15 protein-coding genes are annotated in these 21023 nt (G+C 49.6%); 4 read left to right on the top strand and 11 right to left on the bottom strand.

The features are described from left to right. Window positions 1-143: 143 nt before the first annotated feature. Together GA003_01685 and GA003_01680 are read right to left on the bottom strand one after the other, a co-directional pair. Window positions 144-893, bottom strand: a complete 750-nt coding sequence (locus GA003_01685) for a hypothetical protein (GenBank protein QXD28716.1) — start codon at window positions 891-893, stop codon at window positions 144-146. 12 nt (window positions 894-905) lie between these two features. Further along, on the bottom strand, window positions 906-1157 hold the full coding sequence (locus GA003_01680) for a hypothetical protein (protein QXD30314.1): 252 nt from the start codon (window positions 1155-1157) through the stop codon (window positions 906-908). Between GA003_01680 and GA003_01675 the strand changes: the two genes are divergently transcribed. Further along, on the top strand, window positions 1103-1318 hold the full coding sequence (locus tag GA003_01675; GenBank protein ID QXD30313.1) for a DUF2249 domain-containing protein: 216 nt from the start codon (window positions 1103-1105) through the stop codon (window positions 1316-1318). The genes GA003_01680 and GA003_01675 overlap by 55 nt on opposite strands. On the opposite strand, the gene GA003_01670 is transcribed toward GA003_01675, so the two are convergent. From GA003_01670 to fusA, 4 genes are all read right to left on the bottom strand, one after another. After that, window positions 1315-1743 carry a hypothetical protein gene (locus GA003_01670; protein ID QXD28715.1) on the bottom strand — a complete coding sequence of 143 codons (429 nt, stop codon included), beginning with the start codon at window positions 1741-1743 and terminating at the stop codon, window positions 1315-1317. The two genes, GA003_01675 and GA003_01670, sit on opposite strands and share 4 nt — an antisense overlap. A 221-nt stretch (window positions 1744-1964) precedes the next feature. Further along, on the bottom strand, window positions 1965-2702 hold the full coding sequence (locus GA003_01665; protein QXD28714.1) for an MBL fold metallo-hydrolase: 738 nt from the start codon (window positions 2700-2702) through the stop codon (window positions 1965-1967). Window positions 2703-2776: 74 nt separating this feature from the next. Beyond that, on the bottom strand, window positions 2777-4078 hold the full coding sequence (locus tag GA003_01660) for a cytochrome P450 (GenBank protein ID QXD28713.1): 1302 nt from the start codon (window positions 4076-4078) through the stop codon (window positions 2777-2779). A 116-nt stretch (window positions 4079-4194) separates the two neighbouring features. Beyond that, complete coding sequence (fusA, locus tag GA003_01655; protein QXD28712.1) at window positions 4195-6279, bottom strand: elongation factor G; 2085 nt, start codon at window positions 6277-6279, stop codon at window positions 4195-4197. Between the two features lie 193 nt (window positions 6280-6472). On the opposite strand from fusA, the gene GA003_01650 reads away from it, so the two are divergent. The 3 genes from GA003_01650 to GA003_01640 all read left to right on the top strand — a co-directional run bounded on the left by GA003_01650 (window position 6473) and on the right by GA003_01640 (window position 12672). After that, window positions 6473-8254, top strand: coding sequence for a M3 family oligoendopeptidase (locus GA003_01650; protein ID QXD28711.1), 1782 nt, complete (start codon window positions 6473-6475; stop codon window positions 8252-8254). Window positions 8255-8284: 30 nt separating this feature from the next. Continuing rightward, window positions 8285-9166 carry a TIM barrel protein gene (locus GA003_01645; protein QXD28710.1) on the top strand — a complete coding sequence of 294 codons (882 nt, stop codon included), beginning with the start codon at window positions 8285-8287 and terminating at the stop codon, window positions 9164-9166. 83 nt (window positions 9167-9249) lie between these two features. Beyond that, window positions 9250-12672, top strand: a complete 3423-nt coding sequence (locus GA003_01640) for a HEAT repeat domain-containing protein (GenBank protein ID QXD28709.1) — start codon at window positions 9250-9252, stop codon at window positions 12670-12672. A 19-nt stretch (window positions 12673-12691) separates the two neighbouring features. Here GA003_01640 and GA003_01635 read toward each other — a convergent pair whose 3' ends face one another. From GA003_01635 to GA003_01615, 5 genes are all read right to left on the bottom strand, one after another. Beyond that, entirely contained in the window at window positions 12692-14491 is a 1800-nt protein-coding gene (locus GA003_01635) for a hypothetical protein (GenBank protein ID QXD28708.1), read from the bottom strand. Between the two features lie 159 nt (window positions 14492-14650). Then, window positions 14651-15784: a mandelate racemase/muconate lactonizing enzyme family protein gene (locus GA003_01630; GenBank protein QXD28707.1), complete on the bottom strand. Its 1134-nt coding sequence runs from the start codon at window positions 15782-15784 to the stop codon at window positions 14651-14653. Between the two features lie 178 nt (window positions 15785-15962). Beyond that, window positions 15963-16253: a hypothetical protein gene (locus GA003_01625; protein ID QXD28706.1), complete on the bottom strand. Its 291-nt coding sequence runs from the start codon at window positions 16251-16253 to the stop codon at window positions 15963-15965. A 315-nt stretch (window positions 16254-16568) separates the two neighbouring features. Next, complete coding sequence (locus GA003_01620) at window positions 16569-18020, bottom strand: DUF1501 domain-containing protein (protein QXD28705.1); 1452 nt, start codon at window positions 18018-18020, stop codon at window positions 16569-16571. A gap of 163 nt (window positions 18021-18183) precedes the next feature. Then, window positions 18184-20967: a PSD1 and planctomycete cytochrome C domain-containing protein gene (locus GA003_01615; GenBank protein ID QXD28704.1), complete on the bottom strand. Its 2784-nt coding sequence runs from the start codon at window positions 20965-20967 to the stop codon at window positions 18184-18186. Window positions 20968-21023 lie beyond the last annotated feature (56 nt).

The raw sequence follows: 21023 nt of genomic DNA, 5'->3' as shown, positions 1-21023 counted from the left end.
CCCTCACGCCTCTGCTTGTAAAGGGCGAAATCACCGATTTTCAGGGAAAAATCGTCAAGGCCGAAGATCCCCCAATCTCCGGCCTTTTCTCCCCTATAAATAAAGAGATTCCTCTCCTCTTTTCCCTATATAGCCTCGCTAAATTATCCCAGATACTCGCGAACGGTCACTCCGGGTTCGGAACCGGTCAGCAAATAGACGTGCATATCGGTCACCCAACCGCCGGTTTCAAGGTCGTGGCTGACCAAGACTTCGTCCAAATTTGCAATGGCTTCTTCTGAAAACCCGTCGCGCTCAGCAACGAACATGTGAATGATCTTGCCGTCCTCGCGATGGAAGCAAACCAGCGACACATCTTGGCCCCTCCAGCTCATCTTTTTACAGCCGATGGGTTCCTTCGCCGCTAGCATAGCTGGCACGGACTCATACAGAGGCGCGTCTTCCTCCTCCAGCCAGTCACCGATATTCTCGAGATCCTTGTCCAGATAATCCAAAATGAAGTGGGATCCGGCAATAAAGTGAGACATGCCCTCACGGAGCGTGGCGTATTCGTGGATCTTGCTATTGTAATTCGCAGTGTATCCCCAGAATCTACCGCCTCCTATAAGCAATACAGCGGCCAGCGTAGTCGCCCACTTTACATAGCGGATAACGTTGTTACGCTTGGTTTTCTTATGATTCTGCAGCAGCTTGTCCCGCAGGCCTGCTGGCTCGGGTGCTTCGCTGAGTGCAGCTTTCACCTGTTGATCGAAGGCGAGCTGGTGCTCAAACCATTCGGCAAGTTCGGGATCCTTCTCAAGCATACTGAGTGCTTCGAGCATATGGGGATCGGAAAAATGATCTTTATCACTGTGATAAGAACTAAGCAGTTGTTTTGCTTCTGTAATGTCCATGATTCGTTTCGGCTAAATTTGTTGGGATTGACATTGGGACTGCGGATCCTTGAGCTGCTTGCAGAGCTCAGCTTTGCCGCGATAGAGACGCGACATCACCGTGCCCATGGGCAGATCGAGTGTTTCAGCAATTTCCTGGTAGGAATAATGTTCAAAGTAAAAGAGGGTCAGAGGAAATAGTAGTGATTCCTTCAAGTTTTTAAGAGCGGATACGACCGATTTGCGATCGAGGTGAATCACCTCTTGGGACAATTCTCGACGCAGCTGAACGACTCACCTCGAACCAAGACCTTGTAATCATCGTTCCTTTCGAACCGCTCCCACTATATGGGCTGCTGGCACAGCGAGGCTTTTCCCACAGCAGTAAACTACGGTCGGAGGACGCCTGGGAAGTGACCTTTCACCCAGATTCTAATCTATTCTAACAACGAATGTCGTCGTACATTGCAGCCAAGAGTCGGGTCGCAATAAAGGTGTAAATTAACACCCGCCATCGACGCCAACTCTTTGCATATTTCTGGGTCCACTCTTTGCAAATGCGAGCACGATCGTCGTCGCCACATTCACCACGAATCCAGAGTTCTTTATGCATTTCTTCACCTTGATCCAGCATTTCAGATGCTTGGTCCAGGGTACCATTTCTGAGCAGAAGGTCGATGAGCTCTCGTGATATTTTATCCCCATCACCTTGGGGGCCGAACTCTGTCCTGATAACCTTCTCCTGTTCCTCGATAAAATCACTTACCAAGGGAACGTAATTTTTAAGCTCTCCTTTGTTCCAGCCAGCTTCCAGGACAAGAAGCTCCACTGGCTTAAAGGAAAAGCATTCGTCTTCCTTTTCATTTTCCATAGCACAACACAAGGTTGAGCGGGACATCATCACCAATTATTACACCGAATCAAGCCTTGTGAAATCGTTCTCCAAACAGCTCCATTTCAGTCATTTATCGATCTGATATTTTGAGCCATTCTGACACCCGTGAACGGCTCGAATATCAGAAATGAAACAAGTGATTCTGAGATAAGGATTTATGCACGAAGCAGAAAGAATCCATAAGATCCTACTCTAAACTAAAGAGAATAAAGCTCCCCCTGCCGGGCGCAGCGTATTTGAGAAGGTTCCTCAACAAAGTCATCCTGATAGTGAACGAGCCGCATTTTTTCACGGGTTTCTGCAGGGAGTGATTTGAGTAGATCGTAGTCAGAATGCCCAGGCCCTACATTGGTTTCATGAAAGATCAAATCAGCCGGACTCAGAAATTCGATTAGCTGTGGATCAAAACGAGTGTCGCAGGAATAACCGAATGACTTACCACCAACGGATATTTTCAGCGCAGTCGCTCGAAGATGGTGAAGAGTCAGGTAGGCTTCTACTGAAAAGGGTCCTATCTGTATCACCTCTCCAATAGCCAATGAATTAAAGTTGAAATATTCTTCGCAGGTATTTGTTCCCCAACCCTCTCCATTAAACATGGGTTCGAGGGCTACTTGTAAACGCTTAGGCCACAAGTCTTCCAACACCTGGTCTTGTGCCCACAGATCTACTTTTCGACGTTCCCGGAATTTCCGATAGAAGGCAACCGACTCCAAGCCATTCACGTGGTCACCGTGCAAATGAGTAATAATAAAGGCATTCACATCCTCCAGAGTTAGATCGAGACTGGTCTCTTCCGAGGCCGACGCCAAAACACCCCGATAACGATCAGGACAGTCAATCGCCAGGGTGTAACCCTCGTGACGAACTAAAAAGGAAGTATTGAAGTATTTGCTGGTGAATGCTTCACCCACGCCGAGCACAACGATTTCCATAAAGATAAAGATTGATCGCTTATATTAAAAATCGGAAGTCCAATCTTCGCCTCTATTTTGCCTGCATGGCACCCTTACTGATCCCCTAGCTTCAATCGCCCGACCAAGTCAGAGCTTTGAGGAACTCCATAATTAAAGTTCACCTTAATGTCCGGTAATTCATCGACTTCCAAATCAAAGTATCGCACCAAATTGGCCATGACTATGGGCATGTGAATCCGAGCCAGATTCATTCCCAGACAAATGCGAGTGCTACCTCCAAACGTGCCGTGAGCCTTTTTAGGATAATCATTCTCGATCCATCGTCTTGCGTTAAACCGCAATGGTTCTTCATAAATCTCATCCAGGAAATGCGTAAGCGTATGCAAATGCAGAATACGCGTACCTTGCGGAATCTCATATCCTTCAAACTCTAAATCCTCAGCTGCTAAGCGTGGGTGCAAAGGAGCGGCCGGGAAAACACGTTCCATCTCCATGATCGTTGCTTTTAGCTTTGGAAACAAATCCATGCCACGGAGTAATTTGTCGGGCTGGTAATCTTTTACTTCCTCTTTTAGCTCGGCGAACCAATCGGGTTGCTCCTGCAAGTAATGAAGCCCGCAGTTAATGGTCCGCGCAGTATTACCGGTTCCGGCCATTAATAAAAGATAAGCTTCAGGGATGAGCTCCCCTAGACCTGGAGGGAACTCTCGGTCTTCACGATTATCGATCATCGTTTGGAAACTATCATTCTCACGATGGCCATCCAAACGCTTCGCAACCAGCTGTCTCAAAAATTCGAATACAATGGGCTTGAGCTGATAAAATGTAGAGCTATCGTAATAACGAGTTCGTTGCTCAGGAGTCATAGCCACTCCAGGAAGAAAGACTTCCTCAAATTCGATAAAGATGTGCCGCTCTTCAGGAGTAAGCGGGGTCACGATGACTGACTGAGAGTTCGCTTCTGTCAGCGCTTCCATGAAAAGATCCATCATGGTCCAGGTCTCGCCACAGTGATCTTTAAAAAACTGCTTCACCACTTGATCGATCTTTGGAATCTGCTGCGCGATGAGGCTCATAGCAAAACCTGGCTTGAGTGCTTTCCGCTTGGCTCGGTGCCGAACGCCATCGAGCTGCGTAACATGAGTCTCACCCATAACTTCACGGAATGCCTTCATGGGATCTTCATAATTCCAACGATCAGGATGCCCCCAAGCCCACTCATTGGCCTTAAGCCCCCCCACACACGCCCATTCCTCACCCCGGTATTGGATACGGTAAATGGGCCCCAGTGCTTTATAGGCGGACAGGTGATCGAATTGCTCCAAGTCATCCTCATTGATGCCTGAAGAAAGGCCGAGAGAGTCGTAGTGAGGTATTTCAGAAAAGCACGCCATACCCTATAAGAATCACAATCCAAACCGTGAGCCGAGTTCTTTCGGACTGTTTTCTGTATAAAAAAACACCCGATCCTTTCGAATCGGGTGTCTTAAATATTTGGTAGCAGGAAAATTTATTTTTTAGCGTTACGCTCTGCAGCCTCAGCGATCACTTCCTCGGCAATATTGCGAGGGCAGGCTTCGTAGTGGGAGAACTCCATGGAGAACTGACCACGACCAGAAGTCATAGAACGAAGGTCACCAATATAACCGAACATGTCACTCAAAGGTGCATCGGCCTTTACGCGAACACCGGTCGGTGTGGTTTCCTGTGTCTTGATGATTCCGCGACGGCGATTCAAGTCACCGATCACATCACCTACATTGTCGTCTGGACAGAAGACATCGATCTTCATGATAGGCTCGAGAATCTGAGCACCTGCCTTTGGCATGGTCTGCCGGTAAGCAGAACGGGCTGCGATTTCGAAAGCAACAGCCGATGAGTCAACCGCGTGGAAGGCTCCATCGACGAGAGTAACTTTTACGTCCACGGTTGGATATTCGGCAAGAACACCCTTTTCCATGGAACTTCCAAAGCCCTTCTCAACGGCCGGCCAGTATTCCTTAGGAACGTTTCCGCCAACAACTTTGGATTCGAAAGTGAAACCTTCACCACTCTCACCAGGCTCAACGATGTAGTCGATTTTACCGAACTGACCGGAACCACCGGATTGCTTCTTGTGAGTGTAAGAATCTTCAGTGCGCTGAGTGATGGTTTCGCGGTAGGCAACCTGTGGCTTACCTACATCCACTTGAACACCGTGGGTACGTTTAAGGATGTCGACCTTAATATCGAGGTGAAGCTCACCCATTCCCTTAAGAATGGTTTCTCCACTGTCTTCATCGGTCTCAACGCGGAAAGAAGGATCTTCTTGAACCATCTTACCGATAGCCGCACCCATCTTTTCAGCATTGATCTTATCCTTAGGCGCTACAGCGATTGAAATAACAGGGTCCGGGAAGACCATAGGCTCCAAGGTCGCTGGGTTGTTCGGATCGGCCAAGGTGTGACCCGTTTGAACATTCTTAATTCCCAGCAATGCGACAATGTCACCCGCTTGAGCAGAATCAATTTCCTCACGGCTATCGGCATGCATCTCAACAATACGACCGATTCGCTCTGTCTTGCCTGTGAAGGTATTGACGACGTTAGAACCTTTTTTGAGCGTTCCGGAATAAATACGGGTAAAAGTCAACGCGCCGTATTTGTCATCCATGATTTTGAATGCAAGCATACGGAGAGGACCATTGGGATCAACAACGGCGAAATCTCCAGTTGCATTACCATCGATGTCCATTTCTGGCTGAGGTTTAACTTCTGTCGGATTCGGCAGATAATCTACAACCGCATCGAGAATAAGTTGAACTCCCTTATTCTTGAAGGAGGATCCACAATAGGTGGGAAAGAAATCAAGATTGATGGTGCCCTTGCGGATACACTTCTTAAGCGTATCAATATCGGGCTCATTTCCTTCGAGATAAGCTTCCATCGCATCGTCGTCCTGCTCAACTGCAGTTTCGACGAGCTTTTCGTAGTACTCATTCACCTTGTCCACCATGTCGGCAGGAGGATCAGAGACTTCAAAATTCATTGGATCTCCAGAATCATCCCAGATGTAGGCTTTCTTGGTCAAAATGTCGACCATGCCAACAAAGTCATTTTCAGCACCAATAGGGAGCGTCATAACGAGAGGTCTGGCAGCGAGCACGTCTTCCACTTGTTTTACCACACGGTAGAAGTCAGCACCTACCCGGTCCATTTTGTTCACGTAAATAATACGAGCAACTTCAGACTCGGTAGCATAACGCCAGTTAGTTTCTGACTGAGGCTCAACACCACCAGATCCACAGAATACACCTACGCCACCATCCAGAACCTTCAGGGAGCGGTATACTTCAATGGTAAAATCCACGTGACCCGGAGTATCAATGATATTGAAACGGTGATCGTCCCAGTAACAAGTGGTAGCAGCAGATTGAATCGTGATTCCACGTTCCTGCTCCTGATCCATAAAGTCAGTGGTAGCCGCACCGTCATGCACTTCACCCATCTTGTGAATCTTACCGGTAAGCTTCAAAATACGCTCGGTTGTCGTAGTCTTGCCCGCGTCCACGTGAGCAAAAATGCCAATGTTTCTATATTTGCTTAAATCTGCCATAATTCGGTCCTCTTTGGTTGGCCAACTTAGGAAAAGCAGACATGGCTAAGGCTTAAATTCGTTTTGGCAATACCAGAATGCATATTATTGCCTATGTATATGGGGCCTCTCAGAAGAACGGTCTTCTGGAATTTCTCATACACCCGTCTCAAGCAAGCTTGATTGCGCTCTCATCCATCCTAACGTCAACACCATGGATTGGGATTTAAGCAGTTATTTTAAGGAATTCAACGGACCAGACTACCGGGCATTCAAAGCCGATCTTCTACGGGATCTAAAACAAGCAACAGATACCCTCTCTCGGCTCGATCATCTGTCGGATAGGAATGCCGAGGTCTGGACGCAAACTATCGAAGCGATAGAGGACCTATCGAGCCGTTTCGGGCACCTAAGCAGCTACCTTGAGTGCCTGTGCGCCGCAGATGCGACTGACGACAGGTATTCAGGAGAATATGCTTGGATGAAGGAGCATGCGGCGGGCATGAATACCTTAAACGCCCAATTTAACAGTCTTTTAGGCCAAACATCAGATGAAGCGTTTTCTAAATTAAGGGGTCAACCAGAGCTGGAAGACGCGACCTTCTATTTGTCAGAATGTCGGTCCAAAGCGCAGTACCAGATGGAAGACGCAGCGGAAGACCTGGCATCAGAGCTCAACGTCAATGGCATCAATGCCTGGAGTCAGCTTTACGATAGCCTATCCGGTCAGCTGAAATTTCAATATGTCGACGAGCATGGGGATACTCAGACCGCGCCCATGGGCCAACGCGTATCGCTCACCTCAGGGAGTAATCGCGACGTGCGAATTTCAGCCTTTCACGGCTCCAATGCGGCCTGGGAAGAACACGAGGCGACCTGCAACGCAGCGCTCAATGCACTGGCAGGCACCCGGCACAGTCTGGATAAGCGACGAGGCTCAGACCATTTCCTCAACGAAGCTTGCCGAGAGGCACGACTGGAACCTGCAACCCTCGATGCCATGTTCCAGGCAATCGACGACACGATTGATCTTCCAAGAGATATCTTGGCCTATCGCTCCCAACAGATGGGATTTGAGAAAGCGGGCTATTACGACCTCTACGCACCCATGGATCTTTCAGACCAGACACCTATCTCCTGGGAATCTGGAACCCAATTGGTCCAAGAAGCTTTTGACGCCGCCTACCCTGCCTTGGGCGCCTTCAATAAAGAACTTCTGGAAAAACAATGGGTGGATTACCAACCCCGTGACAACAAACGCCCTGGTGGGTTTTGTACAGGCAGCCACCTCAACCACGAGTCCAGGATCTACATGACCTTTAAGGATACCATGACTGCGGTGACTACCTACGCACATGAAGTAGGGCATGCGTGGCATTCACGTGTGATGTCCAGCCAGAGACGGTTCGCCAGTGAGTATCCCATGACTTTGGCCGAATCAGCATCCACATTTGCCGAACTGCTTCTCTCAGATGGAGTGTTATCTAACAGCGCGTTTTCTGATGCACAAAAACTAACGTTCTTGGATTCAGACGCGACTCGAATCATGGCCTTCCTTCTCGATATCCCTGTTCGCTGCCGATGGGAAAAACGGTTCTACGAAGAACGACGAGAAGGAATCGTATCCGTCAAGCGGATGAAGGAAATCATGATCGAAGAACAGCAGAAGCAGTTTGGTGATACGCTCAGCGAAGATGGACTCGATCCCTACTTCTGGTGCTCGAAACTTCACTTCTACATTGATGAGCTCCGATTCTATAATTTTCCCTATACCTTCGGTTATCTTTTGAGCGTCTCTTTATTCGCGCGATTCAAGGAGGAAGGAGCCAGTTTTCTACCCAGCTATGAAACCTTTCTTCAAAAATCAGGGTCCATGTCTTGCGAACAAGTCGTTCAAGAAACACTCGGTGAAAACATTCAGGATCCCATTTTCTGGAAACGAGCCATCGAGAGTCTCAATGAACCATTTACAAAACTAAAAGCGCTACTAGACTGAGCTCTTTAACAATTTACCACACTCATAATTATGAAAGATTCCATGCCCCGCAGAACCGCCTTGAAAACGATGGCCACCGGAGCAGCCGCTGTTGCAGCTACTCAAGCCATCAGCAATCAGGCAAGCGCCGCCGCACACAGCGGAGGTCTCAAAGGAAATATCAACCACTCGGTCTGTAAGTGGTGTTATAAAGGGATCGAGCTCGATCCCTTCTGCAAAGCTGCCAAGGACATGGGAATAAAAGGCATCGACCTAATGGGCGTAAATGACTTCCCGACCCTGAAGAAATATGGGCTCGAGTGCTCGATGGTATCAGGCGTCCCGGGTGGCATTAAAACAGGCCTCAATCGCGAAGAAAATCACGATGCGATCATTGAATTCTTTGAAAAAACGATCCCTGTCACCGCGAAAGCTGGCTACAAAAACATCATCTGCTTCTCCGGCAATCGGGATGGCATGAGCGATCTGCAAGGCCTGGCAAACTGTGCGGCAGGGCTAAGGCAGATCACCCCTCTGGCAGAGAAACACGGAGTCACCATCATCATGGAATTACTCAATTCCAAGGTGAACCACGCAGACTACATGTGCGACCTCAGTAACTGGGGAGTGGCCCTTTGCGATGCGGTTGGCTCTGACGCATTCAAGCTACTCTACGATATTTATCACATGCAGATCATGGAAGGTGACGTCATCGCCACCATTCGCAAAAACCACAAGTACTACGGCCACTATCACACAGGTGGAGTTCCCGGTCGCCACGAAATCGACGAGACTCAGGAGCTCTATTACCCGGTCATCATGGAAGCCATTCTCGAAACGGAATACGACGGATATGTAGCCCAGGAATTCATTCCTGCTGGTCCAGATCCTCTGGCTTCCTTGAAGCAAGGCGTTCACATCTGCGACGTATAAGAACTTTAAATGACTAAAAGCCCCTTTTTCGAAAGGGGCTTTTTTTATAAGCGCAAAACGATTGAGCGATACCAGCGAGATAGATGCAGCTCCACCGTTTGAAGCTTGCATCACCCTTCCAAGCTCACGATTTTTCCCACTTCAAAAACCACATCATGTACCCAAAGATCTGCCTAACAACCTTGTCTTTTCTACTCGCCGGAACAGTCCTGGCTCAACAATTGGACCTCGTTCCTGCTGACCGGCGGTCAGAGCCCATCATTGCGCCAGCCACCAATGAAGGTGAGCTCGCCTTGCAGATTATACAGGTTCCAGACGATTTGGATGTAAACCTTTGGGCTGCAGAACCGATGCTGGCCAATCCCGTGGCCATCGACATCGATGAAAAAGGAAGGCTCTTTACTTCTGAAACAAACCGCTACCGGACCAGCACGCTGGATATCCGCGACTACATGGAAATGCTCGAGCTCGATCTGGCTAGCCGGACCATCGAGGACCGCCAAGCTCTGATCCATACCGTCTTTGAAGAGGAAGCTTCGCAGTTTGAATTAGAAACGGAAGTAATTCGAGTATTGGAAGATACCGACGGCGACGGGAAGGCAGACTCAAGTAAGATATTTGCCGACGACTTTGACGAACCGCTAGATGGTATCGCCTCGGGAGTACTTGCGAGAAACGGAAAAGTCTGGTTCACCAATATCCCAAGCCTGTGGATGCTTGAGGAAGACGAGGCAACTGGCACAGCGAGTAAACGGACGGAACTAGCACGAGGCTTCGGAATTCATTTCGGTTACACGGGGCATGACTCACACGGCATGGTGTTTGGACCCGACGGAAAACTTTACTTCTCCATAGGTGACCGTGGTACCAATGTGACTACTCAGGAAGGCAAAGTCATTGAGCTTCAGGATGAAGGGGCCGTTTTTCGCTGCAATCCCGACGGTTCAGATTTCGAAGTCTACGCAACCGGGCTGCGCAATCCACAAGAGCTAGCTTTCGACGAATACGGCAACCTGTTTACCTTTGATAACGACTGCGACAACGGAGACAGTGAGCGCCTGGTCTACATTGCCGAAGGGAGTGACAACGGATGGCGTGTGGGTTATCAATACGCACCCCTTGGGAAAGCCGGCCCATGGATGCTGGAAAGCATGTGGACCCCAAGACACGAAGGTCAGCCGGAGTACATCATCCCTCCACTCGCCAACATTGAAGATGGACCATCAGGCGTGGCTTACTACCCTGGAAGTGGGCTCCACCCACGTTACAAGGGACATTTCTTTGTCTGCCAATTCAGAGGAAGCATTGCGAGTAGTGGCGTCTACACTTACACCGTAAAACCCAATGGCGCTTCATTCGAGTTGGACGAAAAAAAGCTATTTTTAAAAGGCGTATTGCCGACCGACGTGGTCTTTGCACCAGATGGAAAATTCTATTTGTCCGACTGGACACCCGGTTGGCCAAAGTCGAGCAAAGGACGTATCTACACAGTTAGCCATTCAGATACTCAAGCATCAGACTTGGTAAAGGAAACCCAATCAATCATATCGCAGGGAATGGGGAAACGCGATACCCACGAATTACTCAGGCTACTATCTCACGAAGATTGGCGCGTAAGACTCGAAGCTCAATACGAACTGGTTCGCCAAGAAGTAAATCCCGAGTATCTCTACCAGGTGGCTAGTGCCGATACAGAAGGCTACCATCAACTGCATGCAACCTGGGCCCTCGGACAACTTATTCCAAACAACCCGGAGGCTGCTCGCTCTGTCTTACAACTTTCAAATGCATCCAACCCGGAAGTTAGAGCTCAAGCAGCAAAGCTCATCGGTGATCACAACTTGTCAGCAGGCTACCATCAATTGATTGCCTCACTCGATGACGATTCAGATCGCGTGAAGTATTTTGCAGGAATCAGCCTTGGTAAGCTAGGTAATCCCGAAGCAGCCGACGCACTGATCGGCCTGCTACTTCTGAATAACGATCGCGATGTCTATCTCCGGCATGCTGCCATAATGGGCTTGGTAGGCAGCTCAAATAAATCTGCACTCGCAAGGGCGTCTAAGAGCAGCTACCGAGCAGCACGACTCGGCGCACTTCTCACCTACCGGAGGTTACAAGATCCAGCGGTTGCTAATTTCTTAACAGATTCAGACCACTCGCTAGTTCAGGAAGCTGCCCGAGCCATCATCGGGGCAAACATCTCAAAGGCGTTCCCAGCATTGGCAGCACTGAGCAATCAACCAGACTCACTGGACTACCTTCTCGGCCTACGAGTACTCAATGCACATTTCCGGCTAGGCTCAAAGAAGGATGCGCAGGCCCTGGCAGCATTTGCAGCAAACGCAAACGCAAGCGACGAACTTCGCGCAGAAGCCGTTCACCATCTGTCCACGTGGGAGCATCCGCCAGCTCGTGATCGAGTGATTGGACTTTTCCGCCCCCTCCCCTCGCGCGATGTGCAAGCTGCCAAGGACGCTCTCACCAGCGTATTCGACACGCTCTTAGAAGCACCTGAGCAGGTTCAATCAAAAGCGATCGAAACAGCTACTCAGCTAAACCTGGCTCCTCTCACGAAGAATCTTTTTTCAAAATTCCAGAGCAGCAACACACCTACCTCTGTTCGTATAACAATTCTGAATACGCTCTTAAAGCTCAATGATTCTCGACTGGAGGAAGCTGCGAAAATCGCAAACGCTTCCAACGACCAGAACATAAGACTGGCGACACTGCCCATTCTGGCAAAGCTATCCCCGGCAAGTTCAGCTCCTCTCCTACAAAAGCTGGCGACCACGGGTAGCTCCAAAGAAAAACGGGCAGCGTTCAAGGCACTGGGCACGATGTCTCATCCAATCGCCATAGCTACCTTGAAAGAGAACCTGCAAAAGCTGGCGTCTGGAGGCATTCCACAATCCGCACACTTGGAACTCCTTGAAGCTGCAGAAGCTGCAGGCAACACGGAGCTCAACAAACTTCTTGAGGAAAGAAACCAGGCAATCGCAGCAACAGGCGATCCTCTAGCCCCATACGAGTATGCACTGGCGGGAGGCAACCAAGATAAAGGGCGTAAGGTTTTCGAGTCCAATGGAGTCATGCCCTGTATTCGCTGCCACGTTGTCGACGGACCCTACAGCGGAGAACCTGGGCCTTCCTTAATGGGAATCGGTTCCATATTTGACGCGAAGTATCTTCTGGAATCCATTATCAAACCCAGTAACCAAATGGCGGAAGGCTTTGAGATGGCCATAGTTACTACCAAAAGCGGTGAGATCCTTGCCGGGTTTGTAACAGAAGACTCAGATGCTGAATTGAAACTGAAACTCACAGACGGAAATACCAAAGCCATTGCTAAAACGGAAGTCGCTAGTCGGCAAACAGCACCTTCCACCATGCCGGAGATTTTTGGTTCAACTCTAAGCCGTCAGAACATGCGCAATTTGATTACCTACTTAACAGGGCTTACAGAGACCTTCGAAGAGTCTGATCACGCATTGGAAGGCTTCTAATCCGTCCCCAAAAGAGTCTTTAATCACTCCGGTGGTCAGTATGACAGGCCTTACAGTTGACGGCAGTCTTATAGGCTGCGGCCGCGCCTTCATTCCCATCTAACAAATCTTGGGTCGAATCAATAAGTGCGTTGATCTTGATCTTCCAATTATCGGCCTCTCCTTTCGGCGGTGTCAGGCCAAGAATTCCGTGATAAGCCTCAAGCATTTTTCCCAAATCTTCTTTCTTGGCTTTGCCTTCTCGTGCCTGCACGGCAAGCGCCTCTTTACCTTTGTGGAAATCAACCATGACATCCGATATGGAAATAGCCGCAGACTCTGCTGGCTCAACGACCTTCAAGGGCTGGATTCCAAAATCAAACGCCGAAACAATATCCACTTCTAAATTATCCCGATCTTTTTCAAGCTGTTGAATCTGTATACGCAGGCGATCGGATTCAACGGCCGGGAAGAGAGACCCATGTAATCCTTCTACAGCCTCCTTCGTAACGTTCGTTTCCCAGAGGAAAATCTTTTTCAATGATTTGAGGCGACGAAGCACTTGCAAGGATTCATCGCTTACCTCCGTGCCGTACAAATTAATGTATTCCAGTTGGTACAGGTTAACTAACTTTTCCATACCAGCATCTGTCACCGCCGTATTATTCAAATGAAGGTGCGTCAAGTTGAGCATTTCACCGATCAGGTCTAGACTGGCATCGGTAACAGAGGATCCTCCCAGATTGAGCTCAACGATGTTGGCTACTAGTGGCCGTAAATTTTGAAGATCGCCATCATTGGTTTTATTGGCACGTACTCCTAAGCGATGATCGTCCAACGCAAGAAAATGCACCGCGGTTGTGGCCGGGATCTCCATGGCATCCATCTCAGCCTGCACTTCTTCACGGGTCTTGAAATCCAACGTTTCAATCTCCATGAAATGCTGAGCGACATCTGAAGTCACGTTCAATTCATCCAGCTTCGCCGTCTCACTGGCTCCTTGATCAATCCACCAGGAGAGGAGTTGGACCACTTCCTCAGTCGGCTGCGGTTTACCTTTTGGAGGCATATGCTCTTCTTCTTCAATCGGAAGATGAATCCGATGAATCATAGAACTTGCCTCACTGTCTCCAGGCACAAGCGCATCTCCATTTACTCCACCAGCCATGATCATTTCAAAAGTATCCAGCCTCAGTTCACCTTTCACTTTCTCCGGGTTATGGCATTCAGTACAATAGTCCTTCAATACAGGTTGTATGTGTGACACAAATACAGGAGTATCCTCAGTGATTTCTACAACTTCTTTCTCGGCCGCAAATGGGTTATATTGAGTCAGAAAATCAGAGCCGTGAGTGAGTGAACCCCCCTGATGCCCTGTAACAGTCATCGCCACAACGGTTGCCACTAAACCAGCCAGGTACGCGGTTGGCAGTTTGTCGGGATGACTTTCTCGAGACTTAGACAACCAATCCAAGGCTAAGATGAGCCCCGCGGTCACCACTCCAGCCCATTTGTGAAATCCCACTGCATTACCTTCATAACCACCCTCCCAAGATAGGAAGATGCCAAACAGAGCAGAAAACACAGTAGTGAAAAACGCAGCGGCTAATAAGAAATGAATTTTTTCCGGAACTCGTGATACAGGACGAAGAAACAGATAGCACTCCAGTAAGACGACGGCGGCAAATATGCCTATTGGTAAATGTAACAATACAGGATGCATGCGCCCGAGGAAAGGCACCCATTTAGAGGTGATATCCAACCCTGAACCGTCAATCAGAGATAACACCACAAGCAAGAGAAGCACCAGTACGCCGGACAATTTGGAAAGCAATTTCATAGAGGTAAACTCATGAGCAAAAGGATAAGATCAATTAGCCTGTGGGGTAACAATCGTCTAAATGGTTAAGCCACTCACCATTGGAGTAACGTGGGTAGAAACTTAAAGCTCCACAATTTTGCACAAAATTGCCAATATTTTCTTCGCCTATTTCCAATTTCACTGGGCCTTTGCTAATTCATCCTTAGCCACCTTTTCAATAAAGTCCGGCGTAATGAATGAGGTTCCATTTCCAGGTTCAGTTGAAGGCGTAACCATGAGACCCTCATGGGCCAGCAGCTCTGGCTTCTGTTCTGACAACCATTGATGAACGAAGTGATACTCTACCGAGTCACAGTTGGGAATCGAGCAAGCGAAATGGGTACTCGTAGAAAACAAGCCCACCCCCAGTGCCGAATGCACCGTACATTTGAGCCCTTCGGCCTCGGCCAAAGCAGCGATCTTCAAAGCTTCTGTGATTCCCCCGCAAACCGAGAGATCAAAATGCACATAGGTGGCGCCTCGGTGCTCCAGCAAATGCTTGAACTGATACACTCCTGAGAGTGACTCATTTGCGCAGACATCAATACCACTTTTAGAATTGATCACTCCATGGCCGGCTTGATCTTCCAAAGCGACCGGAGACTCAAACCAGTAAATATCATAGTCTCTGATCGCATCTGCAGCTTCCATAGCCTGAGGGACATCGTAAGCGTGCAATGAATCGACCATCAATCGCGCATTCGGACCTATTGCCTCACGAACCACTCGCACGCGTTCTGCATCTGCCGCAATACTGACCCCGCCAATTTTCATTTTCACGCCCGTGAAACCATCCTCAACGTACCCTTTTACTTCGGCCGCCAATTCATCAAGACCCTTATCCTTCCCATAAAGACCTCCACTCGCATAAGTGTAAGCGGATTCCGAATACGAGTTCAGCAATTTATGCAACGGGAGATTCAAGAGCTTTCCGCGCAAATCCCAGAGTGCAATATCAACACCACTAAGCGCGTTCATCATCACTCCAACCATGGTTCCCAAGGGCGCTATCCCATAAACTTTCTTTCGAATATGGTCTATGTCGTGTGGACTTTCTCCTGCAATCAACGGTGAGATATCGTTATTTACCACATGGACCAGTGTTTCAGGAGTACCGTGAGCAGACCATACTTCACCGACGCCGATTTCACCGGAATCCATTTCCACAAAAACATAGACGATGTCCTTGGTTGCGAACTTCATCATCGGGTTCCACAACTTGCCACCCATGTAGTAAGCAACCTTCTGGGCAAAACAACGCTTTATAACCATAGTGAAAAATCAGGGGAATTCAGGGGAAATGATACCTCTAGCAAAAGAAGCGAAGCGGATTTGTCGAAGGCAAATGTTGGTAACGCCCTAAAAACTATGGATTACCGTCACCCTGCGTCGTCATGCAAAAGCCAAAAACGAAAATAAAACCAAAGGACAAATCACCATTGTCACTATTCTAATCTTCTTTCCGCTTTTGTAGCTTTCGAATCGTCTCCCAATTCATAAGTTGGGTGACAGAATGCTTACCGTCTGTCCAAAAGACACTCTCGTAATCATCACGAGGAATCTTATACATTTCTCGAACGAAAGGGTTGTTTTCTGGCTCCTTACGAAGAAAATCGAGGAAGTCCGGAAATACCTCCTTGGGCGGTACGATTATATAGGTACAGGGGAGAAAATCATTCGCGATCGCCTCCCCTAGAATGTCAAGGGGAATGGTAGAGGCAGCTGTCAGGATGTTTCCCATATCAGATATACCCGGTTACACTCAGAAGGTTGCAGATAAATTCATGAGGGCAGCTTAATCCGCACGGAGAGCGTTTGATGGCTCGAGTTGAGCTGCTTTACTAGCAGGCACCCAACAAGCCAGAACCCCGATGATCCCTCGAGTCATGGATGCGAGCACCACCACCATCTGAGTATGTACGGGAGAATCTTCCCATGAAGTCTCTTTTTACGCACCTCGGCAATATCTCCGACATTCGGGAGGCAATACCGACCTCGCCATTTTCGTGGACGTCTTGGATGAACTTGAAAAAGTCGTAACGCTGTTCGCAGAGAACTAAGCAATCAGCTCGCTGATCACCTTCCCGCCGAACTGGGAGAGTTGCTTGAAACGCCCGCCACTGAAATAGGTCAGGCGGTTATCATCGAGGCCAAGGAGATGTAGCAAGGTTACATGCACATCGCGGATAGGGTGAACAACATCAACAGCTTCGGCACCGATCTCGTCAGTGGCTCCCACGGTGGTTCCACCAGCGACTCCACCTCCAGCAAACCACATATTCATCGCTTGTGAGTTGTGATCGCGGCCATAAGTTGTTCCTCCATCACGAATACCGTTGTCCGGACTTCGGCCAAACTCGCCACACCAGATGATGAGTGTGTCATCCAGCATACCACGGGCTTTGAGGTCTTTGATTAAACCTGCCATGGGTTTGTCGATGCTTGTAATGCGGGAGCCATGGGCACGTTCCAGGAAATCGTGTGAGTCCCATCCGCCGGAATATACCTGAATGAAGCGTACGCCTTTTTCAACAAGCCGACGAGCCAGGAGTAGTTTACGACCAAACACTTCGGTCTCGTCCGTGCCGATGCCATAAAGCTCCTTGGTTTTTTCATCCTCCTCGTCAATGTCGAGGATACCTGGCACCTGCATTTGCATACGGAAGGCCAATTCGTAATTCGACATACGAGCCTGCAAATCGTCCTGCCAGGGATGTTCCTCCAAATGGTCGTGATTGAAGCGACTGAGCAGATTCAGGTTTTTGCGCTGACGCTCGGGCGTGACTCCCGGAGGAGGCTTGAGATCTAAAATAGGCGATCCTTGCGGACGTAAGGGCGTGCCTTGATAGTGTGCGGGCAGAAAACCATTTCCCCAATTGGGGGAACCGCCCTGTGGATAGGAAACTTCCGGTAAGACGATAAAACCAGGAAGATCCTGATTGTTAGAACCGAGCCCATAGGTGACCCAAGATCCCATGGCTGGATCTCCACCAAATCGATTGCCGGTATTCATATGAAACATCGCGGTCGGATGATTCACGGACTCGGCCTGACACCCCCGGTAGAAACAGATGTCATCCGCCACATCAGCCAGGTGAACCCATTTCTCGGTCATCCAGGCTCCGGACTGGCCTACCTGGCGTGCCTCCCATGGGCTCTGCACGTAGTAGCGGGTACCACTCTCCATGGCCGATTTGTTTTCGCCACTGCGAGTAAATTTATGCAAATGGATGTTATTGAGTTGCGGCTTGGGATCGAAGGTATCGATGTGACTCGGACCACCCTCCATCATAAGGAAAATCACATTCTTAGCCTTAGGAGCATGATGCGAATCCTTGACGGCTAGAGGACCGGAAGCAGCTTCACTAGCAGCTGCCTTCTGAGCCGTCATTCCTGCCAACGCAACACTCCCCAGACTTGCACCCATGCTATAGATGAAATCACGACGATTAAGTGACTTGGCCGTCTTAAAGTTTTGGAGAAGTTCCTGCTTAAATTTCTTAGTCATGGCCTTACAGATAAGGTGATCTGATTTGGGAAAAGGTAGGGCTCGATCGCCGTTTCGAGCGCAGCGACACCAACACGAGCCGATGCTGAACCACCGACAAATAAACGGCTCGCTCGGCGATCGAGCCCTACCCTAAAACGAAACAATAAAAATTGGTTATTCATCAGTACACGTAGACAAACTCATTCGAATTAAACACCACCAGGCAGAGTTCTGCCAGTGCTCGCGTTTCGATGTCCACATCGGCCATGCCCGGATCTGGTACGTAGTCGTCGAAGCCAAAGAGAACCTCGGTAAATGAAAATTCCTCCCCGCTCATTTCTTCCACCGCCGAGCGGTGTACTTCGCGCTCAAAAGTTCCAGGCGGAAACTCCGTATTGGCATCACTTTCCTCCATGGTTTCCCAATGCTCGAGACTAAGTCTCATATCCGTACGATCCGGCTTCCGGCCATAAGCCCGCATAAACAGGTCTTCGACGACCCGCTTCCGACTCTTGTTCTTTTCCAGAAGGTCAATCGCTGTACCTATGGAACGATAGAGCGTGTCTTCACCGTTGAACAAACTGAATACCTGAGGCGTCACCGTGGATGCCTGACGCGCCTCGCAGGACTCATCCGGACTTGGTTGATTGAATACTTCCATGAATGGATTCCTCAACCCACGGATCTTTTTTGCGTACACGGATCGGCGGTTGCGCTCTTCCGGTGTACGGGCCGGCTCGTAGGAAGCCGCGTACGAACCCATGACCTGTCGTGGCTGAGTGGCCACATCGCGATTAATTTCCGGCAAAGCGGGAAGGCCTCCCATCGTGGTGCTCAATTCACCCGAGACATAGAGCATGCTATCCCGCAACTCCTCTGCGCTCAAGCGACGCGGCAGAAAGACGGCGTAAGATTTTCCGTTCGGATCTTTCTCGGCCAATCGATCGCGGTGTTTATACTCCGTGGACCGGCGATAGGCTTTCGAATTCATAATCAGCCGGTGCATCTCCTTGATCGACCATCCCGATTCGATAAAGCGACTGGCCAGAAAGTCGAGCAACTCGGGATGGCTTGGTTTACCGCCCATGGCTCCAAAATTATTGGGTGTATCCACAATTCCCTGACTAAAGTGATAGTGCCACACCCGGTTCATCATCGATCGCGATACCAGAGTGTTCTTGGGATTCGCCAACCACTCGGCGAACGCCAAGCGCCGTCCCTGGACCGATTCCGGGATCGAGTTATACCTGGTGCTCTCCAAGGTATCATTAGAATCCGGCAAAGCACTGAAAACACCGGGTGAAACTTCCTCCGCATAACCAAACGGATCTCCGCCGGCCAGGATGTGCGTCTCGTCCCGTTCACCTTTTCCCATGGGATCCGACGGCATGGCCAGCATGCTTCCCGAACGCTGGGGATTTTCCGGAGCAAGCCCACTATACACCGACAACGCGTAGGGCTCGAACTTCTTCATTTCGAAGGTGGTGCGCTGAACATTCTTGCTGCCCACTTTTCTGATCCCTATTTCTTCAAGAGTCAGACCAATATTGCGTGGCAGGTCGTCCACTGGAACTCCCCGATCCAACAATTGTTTGCGTGTTCCAAACTCGTACCCGTTTTCCTCGCACCAGGCTTTCAAGGCTTCCAGTGACTTCTTGTTGAGCCGACCGCGCATCTCTTCGAAATAGGCATTCCGCTTCTCCATGACCACTTTCTCTTCCCAACCGGCCAAGGTCTCGTTGTCCTGAAATGGCACCTTGCGGTCAGCAAAGTGGGTAGTGGCGAACACCGCCTGCATACGGTAGTAATCTTTAGTCGGAATCGGATCGAATTTGTGGTCGTGACAACGAGCGCATTGGAGTGGGTGAGACATGAAGACCTGGCCCACACTGTCGGTCACATCATCGAGAAATTGTTGACGGGTGATGCGTGCGACCGACATGCCGGTGTGCTCCCAGGGACCCATCCGTAGGAACCCAGTCGCCAGAATCGCTTCCGGGTTTTCAGGATCCCATTCATCACCTGCCACCTGCTCGATGACAAATTGATTGAACGGTTTGTCCTGATTGAAAGAGCGAATCACATAGTCACGGTAACGCCAGGCAGATGGCCGTTCATAGTCATTGGAGAATCCAGCCGAATCGGCATATCGAACGACATCGAGCCAATGACGTCCCCACTGTTCGCCATAACGAGGATCCGCGAGCAGTCGATCTACCACTTTAGCAAATGCCTTATCATCAGAACTACGATCACGCAAAAAGCCATTCACTTCCTCCGTTGTCGGTGGCAGTCCAATCAGGTCAAAGGTGGCTCGCCGAATAAGGGTGCGCCGGTCCGCCAGCTTCGCCGGGCTCAGCCCGATCTCATACAACTTATCATCGATAAATGCGTCGACCGGATGCGCACGCTTGGAACGGGCCGGTGGTTTGGGGTCCGCAATTGGCTGGTAGGCCCAAAGGTTTTCTTTTTCGTAGCGCCGGTTGGTCCAATCGTCATCAAGTCCTCCGCTGGTTTGTACGATGATACCCTCAGCGTATTTCTCCTGGATAATGGCTTCATCCTCCTCGGACGGCCAGGGCGCTCCGGCATTGATCCAGTCCCGGATCATCCAGGTCTGTTCCTCGGTCAACTTGTCTGCCTCTTTGGGCGGCATCTCGTAATCCGGATCCGACCAGGTGGTGGAGATGTACATCAGGCTCTTTGCCGCATCCCCCGGGACAAGCACCTCATCCGAGGACTCACCTCCCAAGAGCGAGTCTTCAAGATTGGTCAGAATCAGGTCCCCCTCAAGGTCCTCATCATTATGACAGCCAAAACATTTCTGCTTCAGTAGCGGTTTCACCTTCAGGGCAAATAGCTTCTCGCCATCGGTGTAGTCATCGGCTCCCCAAGCTGGAAAAGCCAAACTGGCTCCAAGAGCCAACATACAGGCTCGGAAAATGTGATTTAGGGTAAGTTTCACAGGGAAATTCATTCAGGGTAAAAAGCGAAGTAAGCGTACACAATCCGACACAGTAT

Source organism: Opitutia bacterium ISCC 52 (assembly GCA_014529675.2).
GTDB lineage: Bacteria > Verrucomicrobiota > Verrucomicrobiia > Opitutales > UBA2995 > UBA2995.
This window is presented reverse-complemented; position numbering and strand designations above follow the sequence as displayed.

Excerpts from the sequence above, each read along its gene's own strand:
- GA003_01630 (QXD28707.1), bottom strand. The coding sequence starts at position 15,784 with ATGGTTATAAAGCGTTGTTTTGCCCAGAAGGTTGCTTACTACATGGGT.
- GA003_01685 (QXD28716.1), bottom strand. The coding sequence starts at position 893 with ATGGACATTACAGAAGCAAAACAACTGCTTAGTTCTTATCACAGTGAT.
- GA003_01650 (QXD28711.1), top strand. The coding sequence starts at position 6,473 with ATGGATTGGGATTTAAGCAGTTATTTTAAGGAATTCAACGGACCAGAC.
- GA003_01625 (QXD28706.1), bottom strand. The coding sequence starts at position 16,253 with ATGGGAAACATCCTGACAGCTGCCTCTACCATTCCCCTTGACATTCTA.
- GA003_01620 (QXD28705.1), bottom strand. The coding sequence starts at position 18,020 with ATGACTAAGAAATTTAAGCAGGAACTTCTCCAAAACTTTAAGACGGCC.
- GA003_01660 (QXD28713.1), bottom strand. The coding sequence starts at position 4,078 with ATGGCGTGCTTTTCTGAAATACCTCACTACGACTCTCTCGGCCTTTCT.
- GA003_01670 (QXD28715.1), bottom strand. The coding sequence starts at position 1,743 with ATGGAAAATGAAAAGGAAGACGAATGCTTTTCCTTTAAGCCAGTGGAG.
- fusA (QXD28712.1), bottom strand. The coding sequence starts at position 6,279 with ATGGCAGATTTAAGCAAATATAGAAACATTGGCATTTTTGCTCACGTG.
- GA003_01640 (QXD28709.1), top strand. The coding sequence starts at position 9,250 with ATGCAGCTCCACCGTTTGAAGCTTGCATCACCCTTCCAAGCTCACGAT.
- GA003_01665 (QXD28714.1), bottom strand. The coding sequence starts at position 2,702 with ATGGAAATCGTTGTGCTCGGCGTGGGTGAAGCATTCACCAGCAAATAC.
- GA003_01645 (QXD28710.1), top strand. The coding sequence starts at position 8,285 with ATGAAAGATTCCATGCCCCGCAGAACCGCCTTGAAAACGATGGCCACC.
- GA003_01635 (QXD28708.1), bottom strand. The coding sequence starts at position 14,491 with ATGAAATTGCTTTCCAAATTGTCCGGCGTACTGGTGCTTCTCTTGCTT.